Genomic DNA, 13113 nt, shown 5'->3' on the forward strand with positions numbered 1-13113 from the left:
CGATATTAAAATGACTTATTATGAATTTAACCTACAGCTTAGCTAATGGCTTTACAAATTTCATAATCGGTTAAATCGATATCCACTTCCATTCCTAATGCTAGCTTAGCCAACTGTTCTCCGATATAAGGCCCCATCGTCAAGCCGGAAGCCCCAAGACCGTTTACGGCAAGCAGTCCCTCCCAATCTGGAATGACGCCTATAACCGGAAGAAAATCGGCAGTAAAAGGGCGAAAGCCTATTCTTACTTCCTGAAATGTACTATCGGCCAGATCAGGTGCAAGTGGAAGACATTTGCTTAAAATTTCATGCATTCCACCGGGCGTGATCCTCGTATCATAACCTTCAATATCATTTTCATGAGTGGCCCCTATGACGATTTTTTGCTGATCAAAGGCGAGTAAATATTGATCGGAAGGCGGCATAACAACCGGCCAGCTGCCAGTATTCTGTTTGGCATCTGGAAGCTGCAAGTGCATAATTTGCGCTTTCTGATAACTCACTTTAAAATCAATGCCCAACGGTTGCAGCAGCTGCCCTGCCCAAGCCCCTGCACAGACGATCACGATGTCAGCCGAGTAACTAATTGCCCCAACCGTTACACCCGTTATTCGGTTGGATTGATATTCAAGCCTAGCATCCCCATAGATAAGCTCAGCCCCATTCCTCTGTGCAGATCGAAGCAAAGCATCACGCAGCGCACGGCCGTCCACACGAGCAGCTCCACTAATATGAACGGAAGAATATCCTTCGACGAGCAGCGGGAAGAACTCTCGGGTCCGATGTTCATCAAGCTGCGTAATCTCACCGATTTCTGGAGCTTCTTCTAAACGCTTGTAAGCTCTCGCTTCCATTTTCTCGATTTTCTCCGAATCCATATGTATACTGAGGGCGCCGACCTTGGCATATCCGGTTTCGGTTTCCCCTTCACTTTCCAGCTCTTCAATTAAAACAGGGTAATAACTCGCTCCGGCCTTAGCAAGGCGATACCACGCCTTATTGCGCCGCTGCGACAGCCAAGGACAAATAATGCCAGCTGCTGCATCCGTAGCCTGTCCTTCATCTTTCCTATCGATAATGAGGACATCTGCTCCCTGCTTAGCCAAATGGTATGCGGTTGATGCTCCAGCAATTCCTGCGCCAATGACAATGATCTTCATGATTATTTCACTTCTTTCTGCAATCGCTCTTCTCATTATAACGAGATCCCTCTCAAATAGAAAAAGCCGCATATGACGCGGCACTTTAAGTTTCACATGAAGTGYAATGGTCTATTATCTAATTTTAATCATCTGACATATCCGTTAACGATATAGGTATTTCAACATAATCAGGTCCTACAATCTTTACACCATCTTTTTCATCTGAGCCCACCGCAACCGAAATACTGAACTTATCTGACTCTTGTATTGCCTTTTTATCAGAAACTAAGTCAATCACAACCGTTCCTGTACCGCCTCCCGTTGATTTATAGGCGTCTCGTCCTCTTCCAACTTCAATTATTGCTCTCCATTTATTTTCTGTATCCGCGGTAGTCAATGTCGTTATATAGTCCGTAGGTATGGATTTTGTTTCTTTTTCAGGATAACTGCTTGTAATGTTTGAAATATACCATTTATCAGGAATATTGAAAGCAACACCACCCCAGTCTTTAGGGTCGATTGAAATCGAAGCAACAATCTGAATATGTTCCGGAATTCCTTTGTCTCCCTTGATAAATAATGTTCCTTTTGCTGATGTATTCAAATCTGTAGAATCAGAACTCACGCTAAAACTTCTAGTTTGAACTATCTTTTCGTTAACTGCTGTTTTGTGAATAAATTTCTCTTGTCTTGATGACAGCAGTAAAATTAAAATGGCCACACTAATTATTAATACAGCAAGCAAAATGTATCTCGCTTTTATAGTCATATCTGCCCTCCTTAGCAGTCCACATAACTTTACCTTTTACGAAGTAAATCAGCTTCTAAATACTTTGTAAGGTAAATCGTTACTCCCAAATGATATCGCATAAATATCTTAACATATATTGGTTTTTCATCCTTATTGAATTAATCTTTCAGTTAGACACACTTCATTCTAGATTGAAAAACAAACATAAGAAAAGACCGCCATCGGAGGTCTTGGACTTACAGCGACAGCACGAACAAAAAAAGCAATTCCCTCTCAAAAGGGAATTGCTTTTTCCCTGTCGTTTTTTGCTACAGGTCCCAGCCAGGCAGCATCGACTTCGTGTTCTGAAGCATTTTCTCAAACAATGCTGCTCCAGCTTGATTAGGCAGACTAACAAGCGGATCGTTCATGAAAGCCTGAAACGCCAAGGCTTTGTCTTTGTTTAAGGCAGCTTGAAGTGTCATTTCCTGATTCATTACATGCGGCAGCACCAGCTGCTCCACCTCAGGAATAAGCCTGCCAGCAAGAATCGGGCTTACGTGATTATAACCGAATACAGCGTTCGTCTCTACGACGGCTCCCGCCGGCAAACCTTCGATCTGTCCGCGATTCGGCATATTTACGTTCGTAATCAGCCCGCCCATTCCGAGTAATGCTTTTATCATCTCGATGCCTTCCTCTCCGGTAGGCTTCACCTCGAATGCTTCCTCTCCAGTTGCTAGCCGCTGGCCCTTGGCATAAAGTTCTGCCACGCTCCCCCAAATCAAGCAATAGAAATGAAGAGGGCAGGATTGTTCCTGCCCTCTTTATGATAGATGACGCCCTATGCTTATCGGGATCAGCCTGTTGTCGCAGGGCTGTTTAATAAAAAAAAGAGCCGCCCGCCGGCCGCCCCATCCTTTTTAAACTATTGCTGCTCTTAATCCAAATAATTGCTCACTAAATATGATATCATCTCAGCATTAGTGCTTCGCGGAGCGCTGGCAAAGTCATCGCGATTCGAACGCAACTGAAAATAATATGTAGCAGCATCATCCTCATATAATCGTTCTCGCAATATACTCTTTTCACTTCCTAATTGCTTTAAAATTTGTTCATAAAATTGTCCTTGAGTCAGCGTATCCACTGCGTCTAAATGAAAAATTCCTTTTAGCTCTTTTTCAATAATGAAGCGCAGCTGTTTAGCGAGCAAAACATCCAGAAGATTGTTAAACACGAGATTGCTGTAAACCTCTATCTCTTTATTATTTTCGATACTATCTTTAACCGTGTTCCATCTCGGAGAATCTTTCCCCCATATCGCCGGTATTCTGACAATGATCGCTCGTTCATTCAAAATTTCTGTAAGCATGTTTTCACATTCGATTTTGAATTTCCCGTAATCGGTGCCGGAAATAGGTAGATCTGTTTCAAAATGAGCCTTTGAAAAGTCTCCATCAAATACGTTCGTCGTAGAAAAGAAATACAGTCGGCTATTATGCTTAGCTAATTCCATAGCCAATTCTTTATGGAACAACAGCTGTTGATCAAACTCTCCTCTTAAGCAAGAAATAACAATATCGGGTTTAATCGAATGGATGATTTCCTTCATTTCAGCCATTTGCTCAACATCTAATTTGTACTGCTTATCCGTAGGCAGCCTCGTAAATGATGAAGAATAAGTGCCATACAGGTCAAAACCATGCTGCAGTTCATTGACCAATGCTCTTCCTACAAGACCGCTTGCACCTAAAATAAGTACCTTTTGCATTATAAATACACTCCTCCAAAACACCTTTATTAGAAAACGATCCATATCTAAAAAAAGATACGCAGTCTCTTAAACATAACAAGCCATACATGTTTCTATTCCTTATTTCTTCCCAAAAAAACAGACGCAAACCAGCGGATTATATCCGGTGTTTACGCCTGCTTATTTCAAGCTATTCAATTAAAAGCTGACGGAGATACACGATGCTTGGTCGCCTGCTCAAAGCCATACGCTAGTTTAATTAAGGTAGGCTCACTGAATGCTGTACCGATAAAGGTGACCCCTTGCGGTCCCTTGGTCGTATAGCCGCCTTCGGCAATGATTCCCTTCTCCGCATAACCGCCAGGCACGGTAATGACCGGATAACCCGCTTTTGCTGCAAGATCATCGCCATCATCATTGCCTAGGAACAACAAAGCATCCAGTTGATGCTCCTCTAATGCGAAGTCAATTCCATGCTTGCCTGCCAGCTCTTTATTTCTCAAAATACTATCGACATATTCCTGTTCGGTCAACGTTCCGCTCGTTTCCTCCGCCGATAGCAGCGTATCCTGCCCATATTTTAAAGCAATGTCTGCATGCTCTTCGTTATAAGCAATTAACTCCTTCAAGGAATGAACCGGAACCGATTCATCCAGCTTTCCGAGGTAGTCATTGATATATTTTTTGAATTCATATCGCAGCACATGCCAATCCCAATCAACCTTCTCACACGGCAGCTCAACGGGATCGATAATCGTCGCGCCAGCCTGTTTCAAAACCGCAATAGTCGACTCCATGATCGCAAGCCTGTCTTCGTCCAAATCTTTATAATAAAAGCGCGGGATTCCGATCCTTGCTTGCTTTAAATAACCAGCATCAAGGAATGGCGTATAGTCGGAATGAGCTTGCTTTGCCCCATTTACCGTAACCGCATCTCGCTCATCGGCGCCTGCCAATGTTCCAAGAAGAATAGCCGCATCCGTTACCGTTCTAGTCATCGGACCTGCTGTATCCTGACTGTTTGTAATCGGTATAATGCCAGCTCGGCTTACTAACCCAATCGTTGGTTTAATTCCTACTAGGCTCGTTTGGCTTGCAGGGCTAATGATGGATCCCGAAGTTTCCGTGCCAATTGCAGCAGCTGCCAAATTGGCGGCAACCGAAGCGCCTGATCCCGAGCTTGAACCGCCAATGAACAGCTCTCCCGGACCATACGGGTTAAGCACAAGGCCTCCTCTTGAGCTGTATCCCGCCCACATTGTGCCTGACATGAAATTAGCCCATTCTGTCATGTTCGCTTTGCCTAGCAGAACCGCTCCTGCGGCACGTAATTGCGAAGCAACAAAGGAATCTTCCGCAGCATATGAATTCGCTAAAGCTACTGATCCCGCGCTTGTGTGCATATTGTCGTGTGTATCGATGTTATCCTTGAGCAAAATCGGAATACCGTGCAGGCTGCCACGACTCCCTTTTTCTTGTCGCTCTTTATCTAACGCTTTGGCAATTTCAATGGCATCAGGGTTCATTTCCAAAATAGATCGAAGAACGCCATCATATTTGCTGATTCGCTCCATATATAACTGGACCAGCTCTTCTGAGCTTATCCATCCTTTTTCCATTGCTGATTGCATGCTTGTAATATCCGCTTCCACAATCCATGTATCCTTATTCTCGATCACTTGATCATCCCCTTAACGCCGCTTCTAATAACCTACAAACCTAATCATATCCATTATTAGAGCAGCTGTCAGCGTAGAGAATGAGTATAACTAAGCTTTCCGGCAGCAGCTGTACGACTCAGATGGAATCGCTGCCTTCTGTTATCGTTCCACCTTTTGAGAAACACTTATCGGAGATGTTCCCTTTCTTTTACCGAATGCCCCCATGTTCGTGCCCAGCACACCAACAACGATAACTGCAGCGCCAATGAAATGGTAGTATGCCAGCTTCTCGCCGAGAAACACAAATCCACCGATAACAGAGACCAACGTTGCCAGATGATTAAATACGCTCACTTTAGACGCTTCAAGCTTGGATAAGGCGTAATTGCTGAGCAAGCTGGATACGAGCGAAGAGAGCACACCCAAATATAATATCGATAGGAGGAACACTGGACTGGCAAATGGTTCAAAATAATGAGCAATCGTTCCTTTGGCGACATGTTGGCTTATTGCGATAAAGTTAAATACAAGGAAGCCAATAGCCGTCATCATATACGTCATCGTCATTACCTTCATGCGACCAGAGAGTCGCCTTGCTAGTACGCTATAGCCTGCCAAGGAAAGAGCTGACAAAAGTATGAGCAAGGTGCCTTTTACATTAGAAATATCGATTGACGTCCCCTTCATGACAAAGATGAATATAACCCCAACAACAGAGAGCAGGGTCGAAAGCTTCTGTACCTTAGTCGTCCGCTCCTTCAAGAAATACGCTGCGGCAATCATCGTGAAGATAGGCACTGTGGCATGAATAATACCTGCTTCTGCGGAGGATGTAAACTGTAATCCATAGGCTTGGAAAGCAAAAAACATCGACGGATAAAAGACAGCTAGCGGAAGAATGCTTAGCATATCCCGCGCTTTAAGCTGCAGCTTGATCCAGCCGAATGCGACTGGTATTGTTGCCGCAATAAAAGATATGGTGAAACGGTGGGCGAGACTGTCCAGCGGACTTGTAACCGTCAAGGCTAATTTTCCGAAAAGAAAAGAAAGCCCTACAATAGTGGAATAAACAATAATCGCTGTATACGCAAGCCGTTTCGACTTCGAATTATTGTGTGTTGTCATCATGGTATACCTCCTAGTAACTGTTCGCTTTATATAGGTATCGTATCTCCAAAGCTGCACATGCTACAATATACAAAAAAGCCATCTGTATCGGTACAGATGGCAGGAGGCACTGTTAAAATGTACTTTTATTTAAAGCTCATGAATGAGCTGGAGGAGCTCATTGCAAAGCAGCCCTATAAGGATGGGCAGAAGCTCCCTTCCATTCGAGCGCTGGCAGAGCAGTTCAATTGCAGCAAGAGCACAATTATTAAAGCTTTGGATGAGCTGGAGAAACGCCATCTCATTTATGCGATGCCAAGAAGCGGCTATTTTGTTGTAAAAGGAATGAACGCCGCTCAAGATGAAGCAGCCCGCCTGCTCAACTTTGCAGCATCGGCGCCCGATCCGGCATTGTTTCCTTATTTGGATTTTCAGCATTGCATTAATAAAGCAATCGACACTTACCAGAAGGACTTATTTGTTTATGGCACCGCCAAAGGAATGGATTCCTTGATTGATATCGTTCGCAAGCAATTGATGAGCTATCAGGTGTTTGCGCCAGAGCGCAATATCTTTGTTGTCTCCGGGGTTCAACAGGCGCTGTCTCTGCTTGCATCTATGCCATTTCCGAGCGGCAAGCAGAAGGTGCTGATTGAGCAGCCAGGTTATCATCTGTTTATAGAGTATTTACAAACACGGAATGTACCCGTAATTGGCATCGAGCGTCGTTTCTCCGGCATTGATTTCAACAGGCTGGAGGAGATCTTTCGCACAGAGGACATTAAGTTTTTTTATACGATGCCGCGGTTTCACAACCCGCTTGGCTGCTCCTATTCGAAGAAAGAGAAGCAGCTGCTCGCTAAGCTGGCCGCCAAATACGATGTATATATCGTTGAAGACGACTTTCTAGCTGATTTCGAGCAGAACAGCAAAGCCGATCCGATCTACACTTATGACGACTCCTCTCATGTCATCTATTTAAAGAGCTATTCCAAAATTATATTTCCCGGCCTGAGGATCGGTATTGCGGTCATCCCTGATTTACTTGCAGAAGCGTTTCGCCTATACAAAAAACAAGACGACATCGACAGCTCCATGCTGTCGCAAGCCGCTCTTGAAATCTATTTGCGCAGCGGCATGTTCGAGCGTCATCGCGCCAAAATCCGCGGGAAATACTCGGAAAGGGCTAAGCTTCTCGATACGGCGCTTGCGAAGGAAGCTTCACGCAGCAAAGGTGCCTTCACCTATGAGCGATCCAATTACCCGATCGTTCATACTCATATTTTGCTTCATGAAACCATTTCTGTCCCGCTCCTAATCAGCAAATTACGCAAGGAGGACATACTGGTTGATGCCATGGATCGTGACTACTTGTCTACTTTTCAGAGGGCAAATCTATTAAAGCTTAATGTGACCAATGTGATTGAGAGGAACATTGAGAGCGGCATTGAACGGATCGGCAGCCTAATAGCCCAATCCGCTCGCCTGTAACGATTAGAATTTTTCTGATACAACCTTCGCCTGCGTGAAGAGCAGCAAATAATCACGCCCGCCGGCCTTCGAATCCGTACCTGACATATTAAATCCGCCAAAAGGATGGACCCCAACTAAGGCACCTGTACACTTGCGGTTAAAATAAAGATTGCCGACATGAAACTGCTCGCGGGCCTGCTCCAATCTGCTGCGGTTCCGCGAGATGACGGCACCCGTCAGCCCATAATCGGTGTTGTTCGCGATAGCAAGCGCTTCGTCAAAGCTGCCCGCTTTAATAAACGCGAGTACCGGCCCGAATATTTCCTCTTGCGCGATGCGGGCAAGCGGAGCGACATCCTTAATGATTGTTGGTTCAATGAAATAACCGCTGCTATCTCCAATTTTGCCGCCATGTACGATGATTCCTTCGCTGCGCCCAACCTCGATATATTTTAAAATACTCATGTAGGCTCGCTCGTCAATGACCGGTCCAACGTAAGTAGACTGCTCGCTTGCTTTCCCAAGCTTTAGCCGTTTTGTTCGTTCAACAACCTTATCAATAACCTCGTCATAGACGAGTTCATGCACAACAGCACGCGAGCAGGCCGAGCATTTCTGTCCAGCATAACCGAAAGCGGATGCTGTAATCGCATCGGCCGCCAGCTCAAGATCGGCCTCCGCATCAACAATAATCGTATCCTTGCCGCCCATCTCTGAAACGATGCGCTTCAACCATTTCTGATCCGACTGGCCGATAGAGGCTTTCTCGTTAATACGCAGGCCTACCTCCCTTGACCCCGTAAAGCATATAAAGCGGGTTAATGGATGCTCCACCAAAAAATCACCCACCTCATTTCCCGCGCCGGGCAAGAAATTCACAACACCGTCAGGCAGCCCTGCCTCCTCCAGCAGCTCAACAAATTTCGCCGCGATAACAGCCGTCGCGCTGGCCGGCTTTAATACTACCGTATTGCCGGCAACAACCGCCGCCATGGTCATGCCCGCCATAATCGCAAGCGGAAAATTCCATGGCGGAATAATAACGCCAACGCCAAGCGGGATATAGACTAGCTCATTATCCTCGCCTGCTACAGCAACAATAGGCTGACGCTCTGCAAGCCGTTCCATCTCCCGCCCGTAATACTCCAAAAAATCGATGGCTTCGGCTGTATCTCCGTCGGCCTCCGCCCAGCTTTTGCCCGCTTCATAAACGAGCCATGCAGAAAACTCGTGCTTACGCCTTCGCAGTAACGTCGCTGCTTTATACAATACTCTCGCCCTGGCAGAAGGCGTCACTTTCTTCCAATGCTCGAAAGTCTCTGCGGCAGCAAGTATGGCTTTATGCGCCAGCTCAGAATCCGCCTGTGAGACGATTCCTACAAGCTGCCCAACATCAGAGGGATTGATTGATTTTCGCTTTTGAATCGTCTCGATGCGGTCAGCACCAATCCTTAGAAAATACTCTTGGCCCAGCTCCAGTTCAACTTTGCGCAGCGCCTCCTGAAAATCATTAATATGGTCGATTACCGAAAAATCGGTAAATGGTTCGTTCTGATATGGCTCCCGCATAGCTCAGTTCCTCCTGCTCATTCGAATCTTTGCTAGTCGCTTGAGGCTCTTTCCCTTGCTTCACAAAATCTGTTCACCCAGCAGCGAGCCAATTAGCTCCACCGCAAGCTTAGCCGTCTGGTCATTATGGTCGAGGCTTGGATTAACTTCCACGACTTCGGCTGATGTGACCAGATCCGATTGATAAAGAAGCTCAAGTGCAAGATGCGCTTCACGGTAGCTGAGTCCGCCCCTGACAGGCGTGCCCGTACCCGGTGCCTCAACCGGATCAAGGCTATCAATGTCAAAGCTGACGTGGACGCCATCAGTCGTTTGCTTAAGCTGCTGTATCACCTTCTCCATCACGCGAGCAATACCAAGGCGATCAATATCATGCATGGTATAACAAGCGATGCCTAAAGATCGGATATAGGCCTTCTCGCCGGAATCAAGCGATCTGGCTCCGACAATCGCGACATGCTCTGGCTTTATTTTGGGCGAAAATCCTCTTAAATTCGTTAACAAAGGAATGCCTCTGCCAAGGCTGATGCCAAGCGACATCCCATGTATATTGCCCGAGGGACTTGTATCCTCCGAATTCAAATCCGAATGCGCATCAAACCAAATGACTCCAAGATTTTTATAATGCTCGGCTAAGCCAGCAATCGTCCCAATGGAAATGCTATGATCTCCGCCTAGCACTAACGGGAATTCCCTTGCCGCAACGATCTCCGATACGCGCTCAGACAATCGGCTGGTCACTTCGTGCACCTCAGACAAATGTTTGGCATTTGCGGATTGAAGCGGCGGTATTGGAGTAACTAAGCCAATCTCGCCCGCTAACCGATGCGGGATGTGAAGCTCCGCCAGCTTGCGGCTAAGCTCTGCCGCCTGCAATATATGCGCTGGACCAAGCTCCGCACCGGGATTCCCTGCCCCTTTCCCAAAAGGAACAGCAACGATTGCCACCTGTTGAATGCTCATCGCCGTCACGCTCCTGCCTGTATGCTATTCGCGAAGACCGTTTGAATTTGTTCGAAGGCAAAGTCGAGCTCCTCTTCCGTGATGATGAGCGGCGGTGCCAAACGAATGACATGCTCATGCGTTTCCTTGCAAAGCAGTCCCAGCTCCATCAGCTTCTCGCAATAAGGCCTTGCAGGCGTCGAAAGCACAATGGCGATGAACAATCCGCGTCCTCTAATTTCAGCAATGTCCGGATGGCGCAATGTAGCAAGCTTGCTCATCAAATATTGCCCCAACAGCTGTGAGCGTTCCGCCAGCCCTTCCTCTTCGGTTACTTCAAGCGCTGCAATCGCAACAGCGCAGCTAAGCGGATTTCCTCCAAAGGTTGAACCATGAGAGCCCGGCTCGAATACATCCATAATGCTCCCGTTCGCGGCGATAGCCGATACAGGCATGACCCCTCCACCCAGCGCTTTCCCCATAATATAAATATCAGGAATGACATTTTCCCAATCGCATGCGAATTTTCGTCCTGTACGCCCGAAGCCGGTTTGAATCTCATCTGCCACAAGCAGCACCTGCTGTTCTGCACATAGCTGAGCAACAGCAGCAAGAAATCCATCCGGAGGAATCCGAATGCCCGCCTCGCCTTGAATCGGCTCAATCAATATCGCAGCGGTATTCGGCTGCATCACCGCCTTCACTGCCTCTAGGTCGCCATATGGAACAACACGAAATCCAGGTGTAAAGGGACCGTAACCTTGCTTATATTCCTCCGTTGAGGAGAAAGACGTCAGTGTCAGCGTTCTGCCATGGAAATTGCCCTCAAAAGCGATGATTTCAGCTTGATCATTCGGTATTTGCTTGACGCTGTAAGCCCAGCGTCGTACAGCTTTGATCGCCGTCTCAACTGCCTCTGCCCCTGTATTCATAGGAAGAATTCGTTCCTTGCCGGTATAGGCCGCCAGCTTCTCGCAAAACGCACCAAGTGCCTCATTATGAAAAGCTCGTGATGTAATCGTGACCTTATCCGCCTGCTCCTTTAACGCTCTAATGATCCGAGGATGTCGATGCCCTTGATTCAATGCCGAATAAGCGCTCAACATATCCATGTAGCGCGCGCCTTCTGAATCCTGCACCCATACGCCCTCTGCGCTGCTAATCACAATCGGCAGGGGATGATAATTATGGGCGCCAAATTGCTCTGCCAGCTCAATATCCTTATTTGCCCTGTTCATCACCTGCTCCTCTCTGCATGCACCGCAAAAAATAGCTGTTTTTGAATTTTATGCGGTTAAGGGGTGACAAATAACAAAGGGAACCGAGGATAGGCAGAAAGTAACAATTTCACTTGTACAAATCCGCGAGGCTTGCTTTAATAATATTTGGGGGAAAGGGGGGTTGAGTGATGAAAAACAAAAAGGTTTTTCTTACAATGCTGATTAGTCAAATCTTGTTCGGATTGTTTACGCTCGTTTGGCTTTTTGTCGCGTTAATGTCTGTTATGATGTTCGACTCGCCAGGTTCAGAAAATCTATTCTGGCCTGTGCTTTTATTTATTGTGATTTGGCTTTATCCGGTAGCTCTTATTTTGTCCATTATTGCAAGCTGGGTGCTCTATCGGTTCAATAAAATGAAAATAGCGGTTACCATCGCAATGGTACCGCTCATTTGGGTGCTGCCTCTTTTCGGTTTTTTAATCTATGCCAATGTCAGCTAATCAATGACATCGTTAAAAAACGTTGCCAGCCCTGCTCCATATTATCGCGTGTCCATCTCAGATGATTAACATCCTCATACTGCCGGAATGAGCACTCTATACAAAGAATAAGATCCAAATAAAGATCATAGAGTGCTCTGCGCCCGCGTTCTGCCGTAGTCAGCTGCGTTATTCCATAACCTTCAAGGAACGCAGCCGTGTTACAGAAGTGACTAAAATAATGCTCTATTAGTGGATCGCCCCAAAGTGCACGCTCAAAATCAATAATGCCTGTAATCGCTCCGTCTTTTATAAAAACATTGCCGTCCCATAAATCCCAGTGAATGAGCCTCGGTTCTGTTACTTCATCCAGCACGCCAAGCCTACGCGCAACCTCGCTTCGAATCGTATCGTATTCCGCAGTCAGCCGTACGCCTTCACTTTCGCCATCTGCAAGCACGCCAAGCAACAGGCTGTGAAAAGCCTCTCTCCATGTGCGATTCGCCTCGTTGTTAGCCGCATACAAGCCAAATCGTTCTCCGTGAATTTCATTTAATTGACGGTTATAGATACCTAGCTGATAATCGATCTGATTACGCTGCTCATCGGTCAGGCGATCCTTCACTTTGTTATAGGGTTCGCCATCCAGCATCTCCATAATGAAATACTCGCAGTTTACGATCGATTCCGAAGCATCATGGACATAAACAGCCGGTACTGGAATCACGCCCATTTGCTTCACCAATCGTAGCACCTCAACCTCTGCTTTCATCAAACCTTGCTCATAGCTCATCAGTTTCGCAGACGCTAGCGGCGCCGCTTTCACGATAATTAATCGCCCGTCTTCCAGCATGACTTGATAGGCTGCGTTCGCCCATCCATCCGTAAGTTCTTTAACAGCAATGGCAGCTTGTCCAAAAGCTTTCGATGTAATCGCTGTCATTTCACTTTCTGACAGTTTCCTCTTTATTCCGCTATCCATCGTTTCTCATCCCCTATACATGGATTTCGCAACTACTGCGGCAGGCTATGCGCAA

12 protein-coding genes are annotated in these 13113 nt (G+C 46.4%); 2 read left to right on the top strand and 10 right to left on the bottom strand.

What is annotated here, in order from left to right; translation table 11 throughout:
• Positions 1 to 38 precede the first annotated feature (38 nt).
• From AB4Z50_RS16500 to AB4Z50_RS16525, 6 genes are all read right to left on the bottom strand, one after another.
• Positions 39 to 1163: an NAD(P)/FAD-dependent oxidoreductase gene (locus tag AB4Z50_RS16500; protein WP_441880818.1), complete on the bottom strand. Its 1125-nt coding sequence runs from the start codon at positions 1161 to 1163 to the stop codon at positions 39 to 41.
• A 121-nt stretch (positions 1164 to 1284) separates the two neighbouring features.
• Complete coding sequence (locus tag AB4Z50_RS16505) at positions 1285 to 1911, bottom strand: hypothetical protein (RefSeq protein ID WP_441880714.1); 627 nt, start codon at positions 1909 to 1911, stop codon at positions 1285 to 1287.
• A 290-nt stretch (positions 1912 to 2201) separates the two neighbouring features.
• Positions 2202 to 2645 carry a hypothetical protein gene (locus tag AB4Z50_RS16510; RefSeq protein ID WP_441880716.1) on the bottom strand — a complete coding sequence of 148 codons (444 nt, stop codon included), beginning with the start codon at positions 2643 to 2645 and terminating at the stop codon, positions 2202 to 2204.
• 167 nt (positions 2646 to 2812) lie between these two features.
• Positions 2813 to 3643: a sugar nucleotide-binding protein gene (locus AB4Z50_RS16515; RefSeq protein ID WP_441880718.1), complete on the bottom strand. Its 831-nt coding sequence runs from the start codon at positions 3641 to 3643 to the stop codon at positions 2813 to 2815.
• Positions 3644 to 3819: 176 nt separating this feature from the next.
• On the bottom strand, positions 3820 to 5304 hold the full coding sequence (locus AB4Z50_RS16520) for an amidase family protein (protein ID WP_441880720.1): 1485 nt from the start codon (positions 5302 to 5304) through the stop codon (positions 3820 to 3822).
• 141 nt (positions 5305 to 5445) lie between these two features.
• On the bottom strand, positions 5446 to 6411 hold the full coding sequence (locus tag AB4Z50_RS16525) for a DMT family transporter (protein ID WP_441880722.1): 966 nt from the start codon (positions 6409 to 6411) through the stop codon (positions 5446 to 5448).
• A 120-nt stretch (positions 6412 to 6531) separates the two neighbouring features.
• Here AB4Z50_RS16525 and AB4Z50_RS16530 point away from each other — a divergent pair, with 120 nt between their 5' ends.
• Positions 6532 to 7884 (top strand): aminotransferase-like domain-containing protein, encoded by a 1353-nt coding sequence (locus AB4Z50_RS16530; RefSeq protein WP_441880723.1) that lies wholly within the window; start codon positions 6532 to 6534, stop codon positions 7882 to 7884.
• A gap of 3 nt (positions 7885 to 7887) precedes the next feature.
• On the opposite strand, the gene pruA is transcribed toward AB4Z50_RS16530, so the two are convergent.
• The 3 genes from pruA to AB4Z50_RS16545 are packed head-to-tail and all read right to left on the bottom strand — an operon-like array spanning position 7888 to position 11615.
• Positions 7888 to 9435: an L-glutamate gamma-semialdehyde dehydrogenase gene (gene pruA / locus AB4Z50_RS16535; protein WP_441880724.1), complete on the bottom strand. Its 1548-nt coding sequence runs from the start codon at positions 9433 to 9435 to the stop codon at positions 7888 to 7890.
• A gap of 60 nt (positions 9436 to 9495) precedes the next feature.
• The gene (rocF, locus tag AB4Z50_RS16540) at positions 9496 to 10398 is read right to left on the bottom strand and encodes an arginase (RefSeq protein WP_441880725.1); all 903 of its coding nucleotides are present in this window, start codon (positions 10396 to 10398) and stop codon (positions 9496 to 9498) included.
• A gap of 5 nt (positions 10399 to 10403) precedes the next feature.
• Positions 10404 to 11615 carry an ornithine--oxo-acid transaminase gene (locus AB4Z50_RS16545; protein ID WP_441880726.1) on the bottom strand — a complete coding sequence of 404 codons (1212 nt, stop codon included), beginning with the start codon at positions 11613 to 11615 and terminating at the stop codon, positions 10404 to 10406.
• Positions 11616 to 11785: 170 nt separating this feature from the next.
• Here AB4Z50_RS16545 and AB4Z50_RS16550 point away from each other — a divergent pair, with 170 nt between their 5' ends.
• Entirely contained in the window at positions 11786 to 12097 is a 312-nt protein-coding gene (locus AB4Z50_RS16550) for a hypothetical protein (protein ID WP_441880727.1), read from the top strand.
• Here the strand turns inward: AB4Z50_RS16550 and AB4Z50_RS16555 are convergent.
• On the bottom strand, positions 12090 to 13058 hold the full coding sequence (locus AB4Z50_RS16555; protein WP_441880728.1) for a phosphotransferase family protein: 969 nt from the start codon (positions 13056 to 13058) through the stop codon (positions 12090 to 12092). The two genes, AB4Z50_RS16550 and AB4Z50_RS16555, sit on opposite strands and share 8 nt — an antisense overlap.
• Positions 13059 to 13113: the final 55 nt, after the last annotated feature.

This window comes from Paenibacillus sp. 2TAB26 (assembly GCF_052115145.1).
GTDB lineage: Bacteria > Bacillota > Bacilli > Paenibacillales > Paenibacillaceae > Pristimantibacillus.